The sequence below is a fragment of the Neobacillus sp. PS2-9 genome, from assembly GCF_030915525.1.
Classification (GTDB): Bacteria; Bacillota; Bacilli; order Bacillales; family Cytobacillaceae; genus Neobacillus.
The window spans coordinates 4,032,218-4,053,078 of sequence record NZ_CP133269.1 but is presented as its reverse complement, the minus strand read 5'-3'; the positions used below and the strand labels follow the sequence as shown (position 1 = coordinate 4,053,078).

21 protein-coding genes are annotated in these 20,861 nt (G+C 37.7%); 15 read left to right on the top strand and 6 right to left on the bottom strand.

Annotated features, from left to right (window positions below):
• The first annotated feature begins 126 nt into the window (after positions 1-126).
• The 5 genes from RCG25_RS20335 (at position 127) to RCG25_RS20315 (ending at position 7,006) form a co-directional block, all read left to right on the top strand.
• Positions 127-474, top strand: coding sequence for a YlbF/YmcA family competence regulator (locus RCG25_RS20335; protein WP_308080641.1), 348 nt, complete (start codon positions 127-129; stop codon positions 472-474).
• Positions 475-623: 149 nt separating this feature from the next.
• The gene (locus tag RCG25_RS20330) at positions 624-1,493 is read left to right on the top strand and encodes a Cof-type HAD-IIB family hydrolase (protein ID WP_308080640.1); all 870 of its coding nucleotides are present in this window, start codon (positions 624-626) and stop codon (positions 1,491-1,493) included.
• A 447-nt stretch (positions 1,494-1,940) separates the two neighbouring features.
• A complete protein-coding gene (locus RCG25_RS20325; RefSeq protein ID WP_308080639.1) occupies positions 1,941-3,452 on the top strand; it encodes a coproporphyrinogen III oxidase in 1,512 nt (503 codons plus the stop codon).
• Between the two features lie 998 nt (positions 3,453-4,450).
• The gene (locus RCG25_RS20320) at positions 4,451-6,070 is read left to right on the top strand and encodes a long-chain fatty acid--CoA ligase (protein WP_308080638.1); all 1,620 of its coding nucleotides are present in this window, start codon (positions 4,451-4,453) and stop codon (positions 6,068-6,070) included.
• A gap of 150 nt (positions 6,071-6,220) precedes the next feature.
• On the top strand, positions 6,221-7,006 hold the full coding sequence (locus RCG25_RS20315) for an enoyl-CoA hydratase (protein WP_308080637.1): 786 nt from the start codon (positions 6,221-6,223) through the stop codon (positions 7,004-7,006).
• Between the two features lie 517 nt (positions 7,007-7,523).
• Here RCG25_RS20315 and RCG25_RS20310 read toward each other — a convergent pair.
• Positions 7,524-7,709: a YhzD family protein gene (locus RCG25_RS20310; protein ID WP_308084233.1), complete on the bottom strand. Its 186-nt coding sequence runs from the start codon at positions 7,707-7,709 to the stop codon at positions 7,524-7,526.
• A 122-nt stretch (positions 7,710-7,831) separates the two neighbouring features.
• Between RCG25_RS20310 and RCG25_RS20305 the strand changes: the two genes are divergently transcribed.
• From RCG25_RS20305 to RCG25_RS20280, 6 genes are all read left to right on the top strand, one after another.
• Complete coding sequence (locus tag RCG25_RS20305; RefSeq protein ID WP_308080636.1) at positions 7,832-8,731, top strand: ABC transporter ATP-binding protein; 900 nt, start codon at positions 7,832-7,834, stop codon at positions 8,729-8,731.
• Entirely contained in the window at positions 8,724-9,977 is a 1,254-nt protein-coding gene (locus RCG25_RS20300) for an ABC transporter permease (protein WP_308080635.1), read from the top strand. The genes RCG25_RS20305 and RCG25_RS20300 overlap by 8 nt, the downstream gene beginning before the upstream one ends.
• 103 nt (positions 9,978-10,080) lie before the next feature.
• Positions 10,081-11,301, top strand: a complete 1,221-nt coding sequence (locus RCG25_RS20295; protein WP_308080634.1) for a metallophosphoesterase family protein — start codon at positions 10,081-10,083, stop codon at positions 11,299-11,301.
• Positions 11,302-11,319: 18 nt separating this feature from the next.
• Entirely contained in the window at positions 11,320-14,322 is a 3,003-nt protein-coding gene (locus RCG25_RS20290) for an AAA family ATPase (protein ID WP_308080633.1), read from the top strand.
• Positions 14,323-14,373: 51 nt separating this feature from the next.
• Complete coding sequence (yhaM, locus tag RCG25_RS20285) at positions 14,374-15,318, top strand: 3'-5' exoribonuclease YhaM (RefSeq protein ID WP_308080631.1); 945 nt, start codon at positions 14,374-14,376, stop codon at positions 15,316-15,318.
• Between the two features lie 104 nt (positions 15,319-15,422).
• On the top strand, positions 15,423-15,611 hold the full coding sequence (locus tag RCG25_RS20280; RefSeq protein WP_308080630.1) for a sporulation YhaL family protein: 189 nt from the start codon (positions 15,423-15,425) through the stop codon (positions 15,609-15,611).
• Positions 15,612-15,743: 132 nt separating this feature from the next.
• Here the strand turns inward: RCG25_RS20280 and RCG25_RS20275 are convergent, their stop codons facing one another.
• Positions 15,744-16,628, bottom strand: a complete 885-nt coding sequence (locus RCG25_RS20275; protein ID WP_308080629.1) for a peptidylprolyl isomerase — start codon at positions 16,626-16,628, stop codon at positions 15,744-15,746.
• 207 nt (positions 16,629-16,835) lie between these two features.
• Between RCG25_RS20275 and RCG25_RS20270 the strand changes: the two genes are divergently transcribed.
• Both RCG25_RS20270 and RCG25_RS20265 read left to right on the top strand, forming a co-directional pair.
• Entirely contained in the window at positions 16,836-16,922 is an 87-nt protein-coding gene (locus RCG25_RS20270; protein ID WP_074432824.1) for a YjcZ family sporulation protein, read from the top strand.
• A gap of 40 nt (positions 16,923-16,962) precedes the next feature.
• Positions 16,963-17,052: a YjcZ family sporulation protein gene (locus RCG25_RS20265; protein WP_307289594.1), complete on the top strand. Its 90-nt coding sequence runs from the start codon at positions 16,963-16,965 to the stop codon at positions 17,050-17,052.
• 84 nt (positions 17,053-17,136) lie between these two features.
• Here the strand turns inward: RCG25_RS20265 and RCG25_RS20260 are convergent, their stop codons facing one another.
• A complete protein-coding gene (locus RCG25_RS20260; protein ID WP_007084261.1) occupies positions 17,137-17,316 on the bottom strand; it encodes a hypothetical protein in 180 nt (59 codons plus the stop codon).
• Between the two features lie 209 nt (positions 17,317-17,525).
• On the opposite strand from RCG25_RS20260, the gene RCG25_RS20255 reads away from it, so the two are divergent.
• Complete coding sequence (locus tag RCG25_RS20255) at positions 17,526-17,864, top strand: DUF1878 family protein (RefSeq protein ID WP_308080628.1); 339 nt, start codon at positions 17,526-17,528, stop codon at positions 17,862-17,864.
• 7 nt (positions 17,865-17,871) lie between these two features.
• Here the strand turns inward: RCG25_RS20255 and RCG25_RS20250 are convergent, their stop codons facing one another.
• Positions 17,872-18,447: an HTH-type transcriptional regulator Hpr gene (locus tag RCG25_RS20250; RefSeq protein ID WP_308080627.1), complete on the bottom strand. Its 576-nt coding sequence runs from the start codon at positions 18,445-18,447 to the stop codon at positions 17,872-17,874.
• A 533-nt stretch (positions 18,448-18,980) separates the two neighbouring features.
• On the opposite strand from RCG25_RS20250, the gene RCG25_RS20245 reads away from it, so the two are divergent.
• The gene (locus RCG25_RS20245) at positions 18,981-19,172 is read left to right on the top strand and encodes a membrane protein YhzF (RefSeq protein WP_308080626.1); all 192 of its coding nucleotides are present in this window, start codon (positions 18,981-18,983) and stop codon (positions 19,170-19,172) included.
• A 64-nt stretch (positions 19,173-19,236) separates the two neighbouring features.
• Here the strand turns inward: RCG25_RS20245 and RCG25_RS20240 are convergent, their stop codons facing one another.
• Both RCG25_RS20240 and RCG25_RS20235 read right to left on the bottom strand, forming a co-directional pair.
• Entirely contained in the window at positions 19,237-19,764 is a 528-nt protein-coding gene (locus RCG25_RS20240; RefSeq protein ID WP_308080625.1) for a tryptophan transporter, read from the bottom strand.
• A gap of 148 nt (positions 19,765-19,912) precedes the next feature.
• Positions 19,913-20,332 (bottom strand): HIT family protein, encoded by a 420-nt coding sequence (locus RCG25_RS20235; protein ID WP_308084232.1) that lies wholly within the window; start codon positions 20,330-20,332, stop codon positions 19,913-19,915.
• Positions 20,333-20,861: the final 529 nt, after the last annotated feature.

The following is a 20,861-nucleotide window of genomic DNA, read 5'->3' as shown; positions in this document are numbered from 1 at the left end:
TCAGGGGAGACCCCGCAGGCGTGAGCGCCGAGGAGGCTCGCCGAAACGCCCACGAACCGCTCGCGCCTGGAGCGGAAATCAACAGACAACTTTAACAAAGCCATTCAAAAAAAGGAGTGAACGAAAGTGGCAGTGAATTTACATGATACCGCTTATGCTTTAGAAACAGCGATCCGCCAAAGTGCTGAGTATACCCAATTACAAGAGGCGTATAAAGTAGTTAACGCAGATCCCCAAGCAAAGCAAATGTTTGATCAATTCCGTCAAATTCAAATGAACTTATCCCAAAAGCAGATGATGGGCCAAGATATTTCTGAGCAAGAGGTTCAACAGGCACAGTCCACAGTTGGACTCGTTCAGCAGAATCCTAAAATTGCCAATCTGATGCAGGCGGAACAACGGATGAGTATGATTATTGGTGAACTAAATCAAATCATTATGAAACCATTAGAGGATTTATACGGAAAAATGTAAGCTATCTTACCCATTGACCTTCGGTACTAGAAACCGAGGGTCTTTTTCTTTGTATCACTGAGCCCTCTTTTTTTTGTACTGTTCTATTCAGAAGTGAAAAGTCATAAAAGTGTAATAAGGCAATTTCACCAAGGACAGGGGGCAAATTAATGATTTATCGCTTACTTGCGTTAAATATTGATGGTACGCTTCTTCAAACGAATGGAAAAATTCATAAATCAACAAAAGAAGCTATTGAGTATGTACAACAAAAAGGCATTTATGTCACGCTTGTCACTTCACGTAGTTTTCCTTCAGCAAAAAAGGTAGCCAAAGCGTTAAAAATAAAATCACCACTTATTACACATCAAGGTGCTTTCATTGCAAACTCCGCCGAAAAACCAGTATACGTACAAAGAATTAATGAGGATATTACCTATGATACGATCCGCTTTTTAGAGGCATTACCATGCCAAATTCGTTTGGTTCATGAACAATTTTCTTTAGCCAATAAATTTAAACTAAACAATCAACTGTTAGCAAAAACGATATTCACTTCAGGTGATCCCATGTTTTATTCGCAGCAGTTTGTCTCATCTCTAAGTGAGTACTTACATGACCAGCCAGTTACACCGCCAAAAATAGAGGTATATTTTGAAAGCAAGAATGATCTCCTTGATGCGAAGACGGCATTGGGTAAAATGTTTAATGAAATTGATATCATTGAACTAGATTCACTGCGTTTAGACATCGTTCCAGCAGGTATCTCCAAGCTAGACGGATTAACCTACCTAGGAAGTCAATTAGGAATTCGTTTAGGTGAAATGGTTTATATTGGCGATGGAACCGATGATATTCCATTGATTGAGGCGGTTGGCCTTGGGGTTTCCATGTGGAATGCCGATTTCGATGTAAAAAAAGCTTCGGATTGGGTAACGAGGTCGGAAAATGAAAATGGTGTAGCTTATATGGTAAAAGAACATTTTCGAAAGCAACAGCCAATTGAGTTTTTAAGAAAAATGAAGATTATAAAAAACTAATTTGAAAAAATATCATTGGCAATTGCCTTTGATATTTTTTTTAGTTCTATCAAAATTGTACTTGTTGATTTCACTGTGTTTGAAAAATAAACGGTAAAATTCCGTTTAAATTGAAAAATACCCATAATTCCTTAAAAATAAAGGAAGTTTTTCCGTTTATATTATCCAAATCTTTGGATTTTGTCTTATTTAGAGCAGTTAATCGGAATTTCTCCGCCTATTTCTGCTTCTTAAGCTTCCTCTATATACATTAGCCGGAAATTCTCCGCCTATGAATTCTCATACCTGCAACGAAAATCAACAATGAATAATAACAGAGTCTATTATTTATTGAATAATTTCCACCGTATTGACCTTATTTTCATGAATTTGTACACTTAAGGGAGATTGAGATGAAAAGCTTAGGCGCCGGTTAAGGCGCTTCTGCTTTTTCCTAGAGGTGATTTTTTGCGAATTTCTATAATAGGGTTAGAGGATGAAAGATTTAATCGTCCGCTTCAGTTGATTGCTAATTTGTTCTTTGAAGAATCGCAGATTATAAAAGCAATAAATGAGGAAGCGGATATATGTATAGAGTTTAAGATGAATGTTCAGGAAACTATTTCTGTTTCTGCTGAGTTAAAGGACCAGGCGGAAAAAGTAGTAGTTGCTGAATATGAAAAAGAGTGGTCCCCCACAAATTCCGAAAAGGAAAACTTTAAGCAAATAAAAAATGCGGTTGCCCAAATCTATTTATCCGTTTTGCAAGGATTTACTGGTATTATCCAAAAGTGGGGTATCTTAACAGGAGTAAGACCAACAAAATTACTTCATAGAAAAGTTCAAGAAGGGATTCCATTAAAGGATGCTCATCAGCAATTAAAGGATGATTACTTAATATCTGATGAGAAAATTGAACTAATGCAGCATATTGTCGACCGTCAGCTTACTGTCGTTCCCGATCTCTACTCGCTTCAAAAAGAAGTCAGTATTTATATTGGCATTCCATTTTGTCCGACGAAATGTGCATACTGCACTTTTCCTGCCTATGCAATCAATGGACGTCAAGGATCTGTGGATTCCTTTCTTGGTGGACTTCATTACGAAATGAAGAGAATTGGAGCATGGTTAAAAGAAAAAGGTGTTCGTATCACCACTGTATATTATGGGGGAGGTACCCCAACGAGTATTACTGCTGAAGAGATGGATATGCTATATGAAGAAATGTATATGTCTTTTCCTGATGTAGAAAACATTCGTGAAATTACGGTTGAAGCGGGACGTCCGGATACCATTACTCCTGAAAAATTAGAAGTCCTTAAGAAGTGGAATATTGACCGGATTAGTATCAATCCGCAGTCATATACGCAGGAGACGTTGAAAGCCATTGGCAGACATCATACGGTAACCGAAACGATTAATAAATATCACTTAGCTCGTGAAATGGGCATGAACAATATTAATATGGATTTAATTATTGGTCTCCCTGGTGAAGGGATTCCTGAATTTACTCACTCTTTGTTCGAGACAGAGAAGTTAATGCCTGAATCACTGACTGTTCATACACTTTCATTCAAGCGGGCATCAGAAATGACCAAGAATAAACAAAAGTATAAGGTAGCAGATCGTGAAGAGGTTGAAAAGATGATGGGGCTAGCCCAGGATTGGACCACAGCTCATGGGTATGTGCCATACTACTTATACCGACAAAAGAACATCCTTGGTAATCTAGAGAATGTTGGCTATTCTCTCCCAAATCAAGAAAGTATCTATAAAATTATGATTATGGAGGAACAGCAAACAATCATCGGGCTCGGCTGTGGGGCAGCGAGTAAATTTATTGACCCGTTAAGCGGGAAAATTACTCACTTTGCTAACCCTAAAGATCCTAAAACTTATAACGATAGCTTTGAAAAATATACTGAGGATAAAATCAACATCCTAGAAGAGCTATTCACCGAAAAAGGTTCTCCTGCTTAAACTAGCAGGGGGATTTTTTTTGAAGGCAAGAAAGTATAAAATTTGTCAAAGCCAGTCTTTGATAGTGTGGTATATCATGTCCCGATTCAATGGAAAGAATTCCGAACGGTAAAAGAAAGGAAGTGTATCTAATATTCGTGGTCAGAGAAAAAGTGCGGGAGCTGTAAATAGGGGAAGTTTCTAATGCCCGTGGGAAGGGGAAAAGTGTCCGACCGGTAAATAGGGAAAGTTTCTAATGCCCACGCCAAGAGAATAAGTGGGCAAGCTGTAAATAGGGGAAGTTTCTAATGCCCGAGCCAAGAGAAAAAGTGCCCGAGCGGTAAATAGGGAAAGTTTCTAATGCCCATGCCAAGAGAAAAAGTGCCCGAGCGGTAAATAGGGAAAGTTTCTAATGCCCATGCCAAGAGAAAAAGTGCCCGACTGGTAAATAGGGAAAGTTTCTAATGCCCGAGCCAAGAGAAAAAGTGCCCGAGCGGTAAATAGGGAAGTTTCTAATGCCCGAGCCAAGAAAAAAGTGGGCGATCGGTAAATGGGGAAGTTTCTAATGCCCGAGCCAAGAGAAAAAGTGCCCGAGCGGTAAATAGGGATAGTTTCTAGTGCCCGAGCCAAGAGAAAAAGTGTACGACCGGTAAATAGGGATAGTTTCTAATGCCCGTGGGAAGGGGAAAAGTGCCCGAGCGGTAAATAGGAAAAGTTTCTAATGCCCGTGGTAAATGAAAAATAACGCGATCGGTAAGTAGTAGAAGTTTCTAATACATATAGGAAGGTTGCTTGGATACTTAAAGATAAGAACTTTTGTGCACTTAAATGCGACTAGGTCTAGGCCTGTGCTCGACTAAATCGACCAGTCTTTTTGATCGGGGCTGATCAAGGCGCTTGGGTTTTCTTAAGTTGTGTTCTTTATAAAGGAAATATCTATCTGAATGAAGAATAATTAATAGGATGATCATCATAGAATTCTATGATGAGAAGCTTTCATTAATGGAGGGGATATCGCTATGATTCAAACACCTTTAACGATGACGCAAATGATGGAAAGAGCAGAAAAGTATTTTCCAAAGAAACAAGTAGTTTCAAGGACGGCAACAGGAATCCACAGACTTACCTATAAGCAAATAGCAGAACGAACGAGACGTCTTGCAGACAGCCTCACAAAATTAGGAGTAGAAAGAGGAGACCGAGTAGGAACCTTAGCGTGGAATCATCACCGCCACTTAGAAGCCTACTTTGCTATTCCATGTATGGGTGCTGTCCTCCATACCATCAACATTAGACTATCCCCTCAGCATATTTCCTACATTATTAATCACGCTGAAGACAAAGTTCTCCTAGTTGATTCAGACATTCTGCCATTACTTGAAAAATGTGCTCCTGATATTAAGAATATAAAAGCCTTTATCATTATGACGGATGAAGAGGAGCTTCCTGAAACATCACTATCCCCAGTCTATCATTATGAAAAGCTATTAGCTGAAGCGAATCCAGAATTTCATTACCCGAATGATATAGACGAAAATGATGCTGCTGGTATGTGCTATACATCTGCCACTACAGGGAATCCAAAGGGTGTCGTTTATTCCCACAGAGGAATTGTTCTCCACAGTATGGCATTGGGCCTAGCGGATAGTGCTGCAATAAGTGAAAAGGATATTGCCCTTCCAGTAGTACCTATGTTTCATGCCAATGCATGGGGAATGCCTTTTGCGGCCGTGTGGTTTGGGACATCCTTAGTGTTGCCGGGACCATACTTTACTCCAAAACTACTTGCTGAGTTAATTGAGCAGGAAAGAGTAACTATAACAGCAGGTGTTCCAACCATTTGGCTCGGATTATTAAAAGAGCTAGATGAAGGGACCTATGATATGAGTAGTTTACGAGGAATTCTGTGTGGAGGCTCTGCTGCACCGAAAGGAATGATTAAGGCATTTGAACAACGGCATAAGGTACCATTTATGCATGCCTATGGGATGACAGAAACGAGTCCCCTAGTTGTCATTTCCACATTAAAAAGCTACCAAGAAGAACTTGAACCAGAGGAAAGATTAGAGTTAAGAGCTAAGCAGGGGACGCTTGTACCTGGATTAGAGATCAAAATCGTTGGTAAGGATGGAGAAGTTGCCTGGGATGGGAAAGAAATGGGTGAACTGTGTATTAGAGGCCCGTGGATTGCCTCTGAATATTATAGGGATGAACGAACAGAAGATGCCTTCCGTGACGGTTGGCTTCATACAGGTGATGTGGTCACGATCGATGAAGAAGGTTTTGTGAAAATTGTTGACCGAACGAAGGACTTAATTAAAAGTGGGGGAGAATGGATTTCCTCGGTCGACTTAGAAAATGCATTGATGGCCCATGAAGCAGTATTTGAAGCAGCGGTTGTGGCCGTGCCACATGAGCAGTGGCAGGAAAGACCGATCGCATGTGTAGTATTAAAAGACGCATACAAGAGCAAAGTGGTGAAAGAAGACTTATTTGACTTTTTGAGGCCGCAATTTGCAAAATGGTGGATTCCTGATGACATTCTTTTCCTGGAAGAAATTCCGAAAACTTCGGTTGGTAAATTTCTAAAGATGACATTGCGCGAACAAGTTCAAAAAGAAGTACTCAGAAAAAGCTAACAATTGAGGACGAGGGAACATACCCTTGTCCTTTTTTACTACAAGAATAGTAGTGAGGAAAATTCAAAATATATAGAAAGCTTATTTTTATTCTTCTTCATTACATATATAATGGGAGTGGATGAAGAAAATGGGGGGAGTGTGCTTACAATGAATTTTGTAACGGACAAGGTGAATCTACAGGTCAACGGTCGTGTAGCCACATTAGAAATGAATAGACCAGAATCGTTAAATGCAATGGATGCTGATTTAATTAAGGGGTTAATCTGTAAACTTAAAGAAATAAGTGAATCGGATGATGTTGATATTGTTGTATTAAGAGGAAAAGGAAGAGCCTTTTCATCAGGTGGAGACATTAAAACCATGCTTTCCAATATGAATGAGAGCGACTTCTTTCCTGTGATGGATGCTATTAGCGAATTAATTATTACTCTTTATAGCATCCCTAAATTAACTATTAGTGCTATTACAGGTGCAGCTGCAGGATTAGGATTTAGTTTAGCTTTAGCAACGGACTATATTCTTGCAGATAAAACTAGTAAGCTTGCAATGAATTTTATTGGAATCGGTTTAATACCGGATGGAGGGGCGCATTTCTTTTTAGAAAAGAGATTAGGTGAAACCCGAGCTAAACATGTGATTTGGGACGGAAAAATGATGAGTGCAGAGGAAGCCTTGAAGTGGGGACTTATTCAGGAAGTAGCGGAAGGTGATCTACAGCCAGCCTTAGAAGCGAGGGTAACGGATTGGTTAAGTCGTCCTGTTCAAGCAATGGTTAAAACAAAGAAAATATTAGCGGAAAAAAATCGACCACAGCTACTGAAAATTTTAGAATTAGAAAAGCACGGTCAGCAAAAAATGCGCGAAACCCTTGATCACCAAGAAGGAATCAAGGCATTTATTGAAAAAAGGAAACCAGTCTTTATAGGAAAATAAATTACTAGAGACGGTCGTGTAAGAGCTTAACTACGCGACCGTCTTTGATATTTTAGAAAGAGGAAGGTCGCGTAGAACCTCACTATGAACCCATGAATGAGTTTTCGAGAGAGGAAGGTCGCGTAGAACCTCGCTACGAGCCCATGAATGAGCTTTTCGAAAGAGAAAGGTCGCGTAGAACCTCGCTACGAGTCCATGAATGAGCTTTTCGAAAGAGAACGGTCGCATAGAACCTCGCTACGAGCCCATGAATGAGCTTTTCGAGAGAAAGGTCGCGTAGAACCTCGCTACGAGCCTATGAATGAGCTTTTCAAAAGAGGAAGGTCGCGTAGAACCTCGCTACGAGCCCATGAGTGAGCTTTTCGAAAGAGGAAGGTCGCGTAGAACCTCGCTATGAACCCGTGATTGATTTTTTCAAAAGAAAACGGTCGCATAGATCCCCGCTATACGACCGTAGTTGATGTTTTCGATAGATGATGGTCACTTAGACCTCCGCTACCCTTCTGTTCACTTTCAATTAAGAGTGGAAAAGAAGCAGCTTGCCGCTAGGTGAGGTGCATCGGTGCGTTTTTTCTAATAAGTTTTTTTCTGATAATAGTTTTTCCCCTTGTTCTTTGGCTGCTTGATCAGTTTCTGCTTGAAAGGCTTCATCTAAAATCTTTTCACCATTCGCTTCAAACGCGGTTAATTTATACGTTTTCATCATAAAACCCCTTTGTTCAAAAATTCTTACTATTATTTTTGCATAGTTTACTAAATTGTGCAAAAGAAAAGTGAAACCGAAAAATGGATAATACGTATTAAAAACAGAGAGGAGTGTGTAACATGGTACTTAAACTTGAAGATGTCACTAAACGGTTTGGAAAATTTACTGCAGTGGACCATTTATCATTAACGATTCCCGATAGAGAGATGTTTGGCTTTCTAGGGGCGAACGGTGCGGGGAAAACGACAACGTTCCGAATGATTTTAGGATTACTGGATAGTAGTGGGGGAAGAATTACTTGGGATGGAAAATCAATTGATTATACCACCAGTCATTTGGTCGGCTATCTACCTGAGGAGAGGGGTTTGTATCCTAAGCTTAAAGTCAGTGAACAAATAGTATATTTAGCCAGGTTAAGAGGAATGCCCAAGGTTGAAGCACTCTCTGAATTAAGATTATGGCTTGAGCGTTTTAAAATCCAAGAATATGAGAATAAAAAGGTAGAAGAGTTGTCCAAGGGTAACCAACAGAAGATTCAATTTATTGCGGCTGTCGTACATAAGCCTAAGCTATTAATTCTAGACGAACCGTTTAGCGGGCTTGACCCTGTGAATGTGGAAATGTTAAAGGATGCTGTTTTATCCTTACGGGAAAATGGAGCCACGATTGTTTTTTCGAGTCACCGAATGGAGCATGTAGAAGAAATGTGCGAACATTTATGCATTTTACATAAAGGCAGCCCTGTTGTTCATGGAGCATTAAAAGAAATAAAGCGAGCTTTCGGAAAAAAGAACTTAGTGATCCATGCAGACTTTCCATTAGATTCATTGAAAGACTTCCCTGGGGTAATTAAGACAAAATTGACAACAGAAGGAATACACTTACAAATCGAAGGAGAGGACATTGCCGATAGAATTCTTAAAAAGATTGTGGGGAATGGTTTCATTAGGAGATTTTCCCTTGAAGAGCCTTCTTTAAATGATATTTTTATCGAGAAAGTAGGTAATTCTTATGAATAGCTTCTGGATTATTCTGTTTCATACTTATTTAAACAAACTAAAAAGCAAATCGTTTATTGTGACGACCATTCTGACAATCGTGATTGTCCTGGCCTTGACGAATATAAATAACATCATTGCATTATTTGATCAAGATGGCGGAAAGGACCAAATAGCTGTACTCGATGAAACCGGCCAGCTCTATGTGCCATTAAAGCAGCAGGTTCACACTATTAATAAGGATATTAAACTGTCACTTTATAAAGGCGATGAAAATGCGGCAGAAAAGGCGGTAGAAGAAGGAAAGTATAAGGGAGTCATTCAGTTACGTTTCAATGAGGAAAAATTACCAGAAGCCACTTTTAAAGCTATGAGTATTGCTGACTCAGCGCTGTTTTCTGATCTTCAAACAGGATTACAGCAAGTTAAAGCAATGCTTGCCGCTTCACAAATTAACTTAACGCCAGTGCAGCTTCAAAAGTTGTATGAGCCGGTATCATTCGAAAAATTTGCACTTGAGAAAAATGCAAAAACGGAAGAGGAATTAAATCAGGCCAGAGGACTGGTCTATGTTCTACTGTTCATTATTTATTTTTCAGTCATTATGTATGCAAATATGATTGCAATGGAAGTGGCAACTGAAAAGTCATCGAGGGTTATGGAGATATTGATCTCTAGTGTTTCGCCGATTAAGCAGATGTTTGCAAAAATAATTGGGATTGGTTTATTAAGTCTTACGCAACTTGCTGCTTTTCTTATAGTCGGTTATTATTCTCTTTCAAAAAATATGGATTCTTTGAAGGATGGGTTTTTCGGCGTCTATGGTTTTGAAGATATCCCATTTGAAACTGTTATTTATGCGGTTATATTCTTTATACTTGGTTATTTTCTTTATGCTACACTCGCAGCCTTTTTAGGTTCGCTTGTTAGTCGCATTGAAGATGTTCAACAAATGATCACTCCGATGACCTTGCTTGTGGTTGGAGGATTTATGATTGCCATGTTTGGACTGGGCAAGCCTGATGCTCCCTTCATTACGATTACATCCTATATCCCATTCTTCACACCAATGATTATGTTTCTTCGCGTAGGAATGCTGACCATCCCTTTATGGGAAGCGCTCCTAGGAATTTCAATCCTCGTCGTCACAATTGCAGTGTTAGCTATCTTTGGTGCAAGAGTTTACCGCGGAGGCGTCCTAATGTATGGTCAGTCAAATTCCTTTAAAGATATTAAAAAAGCACTCCAATTAACAAAAAACGAATAATCTTTCAAGAGGCTGCTCAAAGAGAGTGCCTCTTTTTTGGTAGAACGTGCATTCGTATTTCAGAGGTGCTACAATAAAGAAAAGACGTTGAAAGGATTATCCTATGAAAAAAATATCGTTTATTCATGCAGCGGATTTGCATTTGGACAGCCCTATGGTCGGGTTAAAACATTTACCGGAAAGTATTTTTACAAGGGTGAAGGAGAGCACCTTTACAGCGTTGAAGAAAATAACGAAAGACGCCATTGAAAAGCAGGTTGACTTTGTTATTTTAGCGGGAGATTTATTTGATGGAGAGGATCGGAGCTTACGGGCACAATCCCGTTTTCGCAGTGAAATGCTGAAGTTAGAAGAGAATGGAATCCCCGTTTATGTCGTCCATGGAAATCATGATCATCTAAATGGTACATGGGTACAGTTAAGCATGCCAGCAAATGTTCATGTATTTACTAGTAATGTAGAAACAAAAGTGTTGCACACGAGGAATGGAGAAATCGTCCATTTATACGGATTCAGCTATCCAACCAGGCATGTGTTCACTAGGAAAATAGATGACTATTCAAAGTTAAATAATATTGGATTCCATATTGGTATTCTTCATGGCAATGAAAGTTCGGGGTCTGAGCATGATAATTATGCGCCGTTTGCAATTAAGGACTTATTAGAAAAAGACTTTGACTACTGGGCATTAGGCCATATTCATAAAAGGGCTATTTTGGCTGAATCTCCACCGATTATCTATCCAGGAAATATTCAAGGTAGAAATAAAAAGGAAACAGGTTCAAAGGGTTATTATCATGTGGAATTGTCTGATCTCGATGCCAAGCTGAATTTTGTTGAAACATCAGATGTTGTTTGGGAAGAGACAGAAGTCGATGCTACAACAGCCAACAGCTTTAACGACATTTTTCAATTATGTCAAATGACCCTCAACCAAGTGCGAAAGAATCAACAGGGGACTTTATTGACTCTCTTCTTAAAAAACGTCCAATTAAATGATGAGCGGGAAAAAAGGAACTTAGATGGTGAACTTCTAGACCTTCTATTAGAGGATGAAAAAGACGAAGCCTCTTTTGTATGGACCGTTGACATACATATAGCCGACAGTCAGCTATTTGATAAAGAGCAATTAAAAATGGAAGCTAATTTTTATTCAGAGCTTTTTGAAACAATTAAAGAGTATGAGGATGCTGATTACGCATTAGCCCCTTTATATGAGCACCCATTGGGCAGAAAGTATGTATCACATTTAAATGAAGCAGAACATAAAGAACTAATAGAAAGAGCGGAGAAATTATTAATAGAATTACTTAGTGAAGCTTAGAAGAAAGGAGTAGATGCTATGAGAATTCTGGAGTTATACATTTATGGTTATGGACAATTAGAAAATGTAATCATTAAAGACCTTGCTGATTTCCAAGTGTTCTATGGAGAAAATGAGGCAGGGAAGTCAACTATTATGGCATTTATCCACGGTATTCTTTTCGGATTCCCAACAAAACAACAAACTGAACTTAGGTACGAACCAAAACATAGCAACAACTATGGCGGAAAAATCAGAGTCTATCATGAAGAGCATGGATTTGTCGTTATTGAGCGTGTAAAGGGAAAAGCAGCAGGTGATGTGAAAGTAGTTATGGATAACGGTATGATGGGCGGGGAAGAGCTTCTAAAAGAACTAGTTGCCGGCTTTGATAAAAATTTATTCCAGGCTGTTTTCTCCTTTAATATTCACGGACTTCAGAACGTTCATCAAATGAAAGGTGAAGATATTGGGAAGTTCCTATTTTCTGCTGGAACGTTGGGGACGGAGCGGCTATCCATAACGGAGTCTTTCCTGCAGAAAGAACTGGATAACAGATTTAAACCATCGGGAAAGAAGCCTATTATAAATGAAAAGTTACAAGCACTTAATGAAATCAATCTAGAACTGAAAAAGGCAGCATCGAAAAATAAAGAATATGAAAGCTTGCTAGAAAAAAGAGAGATGCTTCTTCAGGAAATGCAAGAGATCAATGGTCAGCTTAAGGAACTGGGGAGCAAGATAAATCAATTACATGAGTGGAAAAGAATAGAGTCAAATGTAAGAGAAGAAAAATGGACAGAGAAGGAGCTTAGTGATCTAGGAGGGGTTTCATTTCCTACTCATGGATTGGAAAGATTAGAAAAATTATTAGAGCTCATCCATCCATATGAGGCAGAGCTCATCAGCCTATCAGAAAGAATCGAAAATGAAAAAAAAGAACTTGCTGAAATGAGACCTGAACGATCTTTACTTGAAAGTGAGTCTGTACTCTTAACTTTACTTGATCAAGTCCCACTTATGGAACAATTGACAATTGAGAAACAGCAATGCGAACTGAAAATTGCTGAATGTGATGAAAAGCTTTCAGTAATTAGAGAGAAACTACATTTGCCTATAGCAGAAAAAGATGTTTTTGCTATTAATACAAATATTTATATGAGGAACCAAGTAGAAATCACTTCTAGAAAAAGACAAAAATTACAAGAAGTAAAGGAAGAGTTAGAGGAACGCTTTCAGGAAGAAACAAGAGTATTGCAGGAGATAGAAAAAGAAGTCCGAATGGCAGAAAGCAACCTTCTTGCAAAACAGGAGAGGGAGCTCATTGAGAAGCAAGTGTTTAATGGTAACGATAAGAAGAGTGTAGAAGCTGATTTGAAAGCATTAAGGGACAAGATTGAATTTTACCAACTGGGTTATGATCGAGATCAAAAGGAATGGGTGAATAGTAGAAAGCAGAAAAGGCTCCAATTTTTCCTTTTTGAAGGAATTCTACTAGGACTACTATTTTATGGATTATTGACGAATCAGTGGGTACTTTTATTTATAGGATTGATTGGCTGTATCCTAACTGCTTATTTCATGACAAAAGCTTCAAAAGAGTCGAAAGCAGAGGAGATGCAACAGACTCTAGTAGAATTAAAAGAAAAGGAAAAACAATTAGTAGAAAAGCTTCATTCAGCAGAATATATGGATTTGACAAAACTCGAAGAGCATTTAAAGAGGGATACTCTCCGGCGCGAAGAGGTTCAAGTACTTAAGCTGAAGCTGAAACAACAGCAATCACAATATGATAAGGTAATTACCAAGTTTGAAGAATGGGAATTGGAATTTGCGCAAAACAAAGAAAAGCTGTTATCACTTAGTTTAGAGTTAAACATACCTGAATATATCGCGGTTCCGTTTCTATTGGAAGCATTCGAGCTTATAGAACAATATAAAACTACCTCTCGAGAAAAAAATCAATACCAAACGAAAGTAGAGCAAATTAATCATCAACAAGCTAAGCTCTATAAAGAACTGAATAAATTTGCAACACGTTTTTTATCAGAGCAAGGGTTGGCTTTACAAGAAATAGCCTATCTATTACGGAACAGATTAAAAGAGGAGCATGAAAAGAAAATAAAAAGTCAAGAGAGAGAGAGGAAGATTGCAGAACTTGCGGCAGATGTAAAACAAAAGGGGCATGAAATTGAGCACTTAAAAACTGAATATAACAAGCTTCTACATGCTGCGGGGGTAGAAACAGAGCAGGAGTTCTACGAACTTGGTAAGAAGGCAGAAAAACAAGGGAAACTCTTGGGAATACTTGGAACACTTAAAAATCAGCTTGAGTATTCCCTCCTACCTAGGCCGATTTGGGAAACCTTTTTGCACATCCATAATAGTGATGAAATCATAGCCCAACACAATCATGAAGTTCTACACTTACAAACAAGATTAAAAAAACAGCAGGAAGAACTTGCCGCTCTTAAATACGAAATTCAGGTACTAGAGGAAGGTGGAGTTTATTCGACTATTCTTCACAACTATAAACAGAAGAAGTATGAATTAGAAGAGTCGGCAAAAGAGTGGGCAGTCTATTGTCTCGCCCAAGAAATACTATCAAACACCGTTGAAAAGTATAAGAAGGTCCACGTACCAAGAATGATTTCGAAAGCAGAGGAATATCTATTCTTCCTCACCAATGGAAATTATAAAAAAATTCATCTGCAACAAACTGGCACAGGCTTTTTAGTGGAAAGAGAGGACCACACTATTTTTGAGGCAAATGAACTCAGTCAAGCGACAACGGAACAATTATATGTTTCTATACGGCTTGCCTTAGCAACAACATTATATGAAAAATTTCAATTCCCGATCATCATTGATGATAGCTTTGTTAATTTTGATGCCAAAAGAACACAAAAAGTAATTGAACTTTTGCAAAGTTTACATGCCAATCAAGTGCTATTTTTTACTTGTCATGAACATTTACTGCAGCTATTCGAAAAGGAAAATATCCTTAATATAACAAAGGGTGCAGTTCAGATTATTTCCTAGAGTGATAGTTGGATATGTTATACTTTTACTAATGGGAGGAGCGTGAATAGCTTGAGTAAAGGAATATTAAATTATGATGTGGGTGAACAGGTAGAGTTATTCCTTTTGATAAAGAGTTCAACTAAGGGGATTGCAAGTAACGGAAAACCCTTTTTAACATTGATATTGCAAGATCAGAGTGGTGAAATTGAAGCAAAGCTCTGGGATGCGAATGATGAGGATGAAAAGAACTATGCGGCCCAGAATATTGTTAAAATAATGGGTGATGTGCAAAATTATCGAGGAAAAAGCCAACTGAAAATCCGGCAGATCCGAAAAACGGGTCCTGCAGACGGAGTGAAATTGGACGATTTCTTGGAAACAGCCCCGTTAAGTCAAGAAGAGATGGTCAGCAAGCTGACTCAATATATTTTCGAAATGAAAAATCCTAACATTCAAAGGATTACTCGTCATTTAATTAAGAAACACCAAAAGGCATTTTTGGAATATCCTGCAGCAACAAAAAATCATCATGAATTTGTTTCTGGTCTCGCCTTTCACGTGGTTAGCATGCTTGATTTGGCCAAAGCTATCGCTTCACTGTATCCTAGCCTCGATAAGGACTTGCTATATGCGGGTGTGATCCTGCATGATATGGGAAAGGTGATGGAGTTATCTGGTCCTATTTCAACCGTTTATACTATTGAAGGTAACTTATTAGGCCATATCACAATTATGATCAATGAAATTGGCAAGGCTGCGGAGGAATTAGGGATCGCAGGAGAGGAAGTACTCATCTTACAGCATCTTGTCCTAAGCCATCACGGAAAAGCCGAATGGGGGAGTCCAAAACCACCATTGATTAAAGAAGCAGAAATTCTTCATTATATAGATAATCTGGATGCAAAAATGAATATGCTTGATCGTGCCTTAGAAAGGGTAAAGCCTGGAGAATTTACAGAGCGGATCTTTGCATTGGATAATCGTTCATTTTATAAGCCCGTTTTCAATAAATAACCCGAATAGGGTTATTTTTTTTGCTATAAAAGAAGAATATTTCTTCTGTAGAAGGAATAAGTTGTAATAAAAAGTGGACAACCACAATGGAGGGAGCAATGATAATGACTATACCTATTTGGATTTATGCAGTCGTGGTTGGAATTGTGATTAGTGCATTGATGGCAATAAAAACGGGTCGAGAAGAGCGGAAACTAGAACTTGAAAGCATTGAGCAAGAAGGAGAAATCTATATCAAACGATTAGAAAGAGAAAGGGAACAAAGGGAAGATCTAAAAGCTACAGGGGAATAAAAAAGGAGGATGTCCCAAAACAAAGTGCCAGACCCCACAACCTCAATATATAGCTGATCTTTTCCTAAAGTTCGACTATATATGAGTGTTAAACGTGAGGTCAGACCTTTTGGGAAATCCTCCTTTGTCTTATTATTGGTGTGCAGCAGCTGCTGGTGTTTGTGGGTTAAGAGCGTCTTTTAAATCTTTATCGCTTACTTTTACATTTGCAGCTTTTAGTTCCCGTTGCATTGCTTTATTAATTGAATCACTTGTTAATTTAGAAGATTTAACTTGATATTCAATTTCTTTCTTCATATCTTCAAATGATTTTTTCTCTTTTTTATCCGTTAATTGGATGATGTGATAACCGAATTGACTTTTCACTGGTGCACTAATTTCATTCACTTTAAGCGCATATGCAGCTTTTTCAAAGTCAGGGTCCATTTTTCCAGTACCGAACCAACCTAGATCTCCGCCATTTTGTGCTGACGCTGTATCGGTTGAATATTCTTTTGCTACGTCCTCGAATTTTGCCCCGCCATCAAGCTTTTTCTTCACTTCATTAGCAGTTTTTTCATCTGCAACTAGAATATGACGTGCTTTAATTTCAGGCTGGTAGCTGTCGTAGTAATCCTTTAATTCTTTTTCAGTTACCTTTACATCTTTCATTGCCGCTTTTTCTTGCATCATGCCAAGCTTCATCGTTTTCTTTAAATCTGCTTCGCTTTTATAGCCATATTGTGCAAGAGTAGTTTCAAAATTTGCACCAAGGTCAGCTTTTAGCTGGTCAATTTTTTCATTTAGTTCTTTATCCGTTACTTTGTACTTTTTTGAAAGAACTTTTTCATATACAAGCTGTTGAAGGGCTTGTTCACCGTATTTTTCCTTCATTGAGTTATATAGCTCTTCTTGTGTTACATTTCCAACCTTGCTCTCAGCTACAGTATCAGAACCAGAGCCAGAACCACTTTGATTACATGCACTTAGTGCAAGAACCCCGCCTGCTATAGTAAGGGCTAATATCCATTTTTTCATGATGAAATCTCTCCTAAACAGTAATTTCTTGTCCACAATCTCTACTATAACATAAATGGTAACTACTGCAAAAATTAAGTTGTGATTGTTTTTAGAAAATTTACAAATGCAACCTAGACCTTTTCCAAAAAAAAATTGGTAAGTGCCTAAACGAAATCAATCCTGTCTGAATAGTATATCTTAGAAAATGAAAAAGGAGGTATTACGATGAGCGCAGGATATGGAGCTGGATTTGCTCTAATTGTAGTCCTTTTCATCTTATTGATTATAGTTGGAGCTTCTTGGGTTTACTAAATAAAACCAATTTTAAGTTCATGAAGAGGAGGGGAAATATATGTCAGGAGGAGCGTACGGTGGAGGATTTGCTTTAGTTGTAGTCCTTTTCATCTTATTAATTATCATTGGAGCATCTTGGATCTATTAATGAAAAATAAAAAATTAAAAGCGATGAGAAATTCCTCATCGCTTCGATTTTTTATTCTTAAGTTAAATCCCGCTATAAACAGGATTATGTATATAAAATTTCCAAATAGGAAGAAATTAGTAAAATCGTAATAAGGACATTGATCGTACGAAATACTTTATGCTGGTTTTCTTCCGGTATTTCTTTTTGGATGCATAGAGAATTGGTCATTTTATTTACATAAAACAAGATGAAAATAGCAAAGACAATAAAAACGGAGATCATCAATGATTCCCTCCCCAGTTGTTCATATTATGTTTTATACAATATCAAAAATTAGAAAAAAAAGATAGTCATAAAGAATAGAAGCTTGTAAGACTTTCTTATCATTTATAAATAATTTATATATCAGTTGCTTAAATTAGGTTTACCTACGTCTTTAAAAGGTGAATAATGTACATAGAGTATTGTTGGGTTGAAAAGAGGGTTATTAAATGAATGAAATTGATGGATTGTTGGAAAGAATTAATCTTTTAGAATACCACCAAAAACTTTTACTGCAATTATTACTCAATCCGAAGCTTGAGTTTTACAAACTTATCATTGAGAAAGGTCTCACTGAAAAGGAAGTAAAAGATTTTTTTCAATTATGTGACAAAATGAGCATACAATTGGAAGAACAAAAAGCGGAAGGGTATGTATACTTTCATCCGCTTTTCAATGAATTTGCTGATTCATTACCGAAAAATCTGTCTGTCGATGAAGCAATCATGGCATGTTTAACACAGAATCTTTATGAATTTCTTTTTCAAGAACTAAAAAAGTATATTTGAGTTGCTTTTAAACTAGTTCTTGTTGAGTCTTGTTCTGCTTTTGTAACTTTCCATTTTCTTCTACAAATTCACTTTCGATGTTATGGAAAGAACGTTCAAAAATCTCCATAAAGTCATCCCCATAAATGTTTCGAACGATCGCCATCATTTCAATGATGTCAGGGAATTTTCCATATAATTCGCGAAGGGGCAAAGCACCTGTAAACACTGCATTACCGTCCGGATTATAGGTTTCCATTAGTTTGAGCAAAATGTCTTCTCCTTCAGCAGTAAGCTGAATATACGTATTGCGCTTATCATTTTCTTTTTTTGAAAATTGGAGTAAGCCTCTTTCTTCCAGTTTTTTCGAGAAATTAAATGCTGTCGAGACATGCATGACCCCAAACTTTGCCACATCTGAAATGGAAGCACCATTTAAATGGTATGCGATCCATAGAATATGGTGTTCATTAATGTTTAGGTCAAAAGGCTTAATCCATTGCTGCCAGTCTTTCTCAATTGATTTCCATAAGGCTTTACTTAATTGTGCAATTCTCTGACTAAAAAGCATCGCTTCCTTCATTGAATATTGTTTCTCAGTCATCCCCATTTTCACCCACTTTTATATTTCTCTATTATCATTATGCCAATAAAATAAAAATTAATAAAGATATAAATTCACAAAATTTTTAGAAATTATATAAAATTTATGTTGAAATTTGTAAATTTAACAAAATAATATTGAAATTTCAATTTTATTTTAATCTCTCGCTGTTAATAATGGCAACTTTTAGAATATTTAACTTATAGGCTTTGTTAAATTGCCTGTTGATTTCCGCTCCAGGCACTTCGCTTTCCGTGGGCGTTGCGGCGAGCCTCCTCGGCGTTTGCGCCTGCGGGGTCTCCCCTGAACCGTACTCCCACAGGAGTCTTTCCGCCTTCCGCTCCAATCAACAGGGTGTAAAAATTAACAATGTTCTGTAACAAAGTAAATCTATAAATTAGTTTATTTAAATAGTTTAATACACAGATCCCCCTGGATAAACGATGCCTTGTTCATAGGAATGGACGATAAAACATATAAATAGTTACAACAATTGTTTCGAATTTTCAAAAGTTAGTAGGGGGATAAGAAAGATGAAGAGTGTAGCTGTGACGTTTTTTATCTTAAGTGCCATACTAGTATTAGGAACAATCAAACATTTATTGGATATTTCTAAACCAGGTGTGTATCCGCCAAAACAAGTAATAAAGAAAAGAGCTGCTGCATTAGCTGGTGGTGGAATTGTGTGTTTGCTAGTTGCATTAATGCTTTCCTATTTGTCCTAAAGTTTAATGGGAATTTAAGAAAAAGAACCCTTTCGGGTTCTTTTTCTTAAAAGGATCCCGTGTTTTATTTTTGAATCACGGAAGCTGAAGATAATTTAGTTCTTTTAAAAATTGACTGAGCAATTGGATACAAAATGACCATTGTTACAGTGTTTAGTGCAATGGCTGGTAAAACACCCGCCACGAATAGCGCTGTGAAAGGTCCGGGTAAACCAACAATAAAATAAGCGGCTGATAAAAAGACGGTTCCAGAGATCAACGTTCCTACAGCTGTTAAAATTCCAACACTAACAAGGGAATTCTGGTATTTTTTTAAAGCTAAAAATAAACCAAAAAATATTAACGCAGTAATAGGTTTATCGATGATGTTTGGAATCTGTCCACCCGGGAAACCAGTTGTTAATGCAGACAATACGCCAGTCACAATAGCTAGAAGCATCACACTTTTCAATTCTGGAATAAGAATAATTCCTAAAAACATCATTGCCAGCATCATATCTGGCTTAATTGTTAGGAAGGCTGGCATAACCGTATGCAAAACTACCCCAATCCCCGCTAAAAGTGCTAAAATAACAATGTTCTTCGTATTCATTTCTCTTCTCTCCTCTGCTATACTAATCTATTTGTTTCTCCTGCAGTGCCCTCATTGCCTACAGCGAAAAACTTGATTTCATTATAACATAATAATGTAATAATTTTAAAGAAATAATTTTCAGATAATTTGGGTGGTGAAAGGCCAGTTAAAGTTGTTTACTTATTCCTTCAGCCATTTCCTGCAGGATCTGTGGTGTGTATTCACTTTGGTTGTTTTTCCAAACGGCACCGAACCCATCACCTTTGCCATATCGAGGAATCAAGTGCATATGGTAATGAAACACAGATTGACCAGCATGTTCTCCATTATTATTAATCGAATTTAATCCAATTGGGTCAAATTCCTGTTTTAACGCATTGGCAATGGCTGGGACAACCTCAAAAAGATTTCTAGCTATTTCAGGAGTCAATTCAAATAAGTTTTCCTTATGTATTTTAGGAATGACAAGTGTGTGTCCTTTTGTTACTTGACTGATATCCAAAAAGGCAAGTACATGTTCATTTTCAAAAACTTTTGCAGCTGGAATTTCTCCATTAACAATCTTACAAAAAATACAATCACTCATCATAATACAGCCCCTTGTAATTAGTTTGTATTATTTTACCATACAAATAAGAAAAGCGTAAGCGCCTTGGTCAGCCCCGACAGGCAAATGTTCTTCTGTAAGAAAAGTCGCTCTTTGACTTTACTTGCAGAAGGTTATTTGACCCGAGGGGCTAGGTGCTGGAGCTGGACAATTCTCAAAGTAGAATTAATTTTATACGTTCTTATAATGTGAAAAAGGCAGGATCCGCATGGAATCCTGCCCTCTCGAAGGGGAATTGCTTCAAAAGGTACGTTCATTCAGGAGTGTTCTTTGATAAACACCTCATTTTTCGTAGAGTGTTTTTTTATAAAGAAACAATATTGTTCAAGCTGACCATCCCCTATTTGTTTTTATATGTTTTCCCAACTTATAAAAACGGGTAGCGATCTGCGGTAAACACCTCATTTTTAGTTTATTTGTGAATAAACCTTAACAGTGGTGTTACTTGAACTCAAAATGGTTACCATGCACTTTGTACAAAACAACCATCCCCTTATCTGAAACGAAT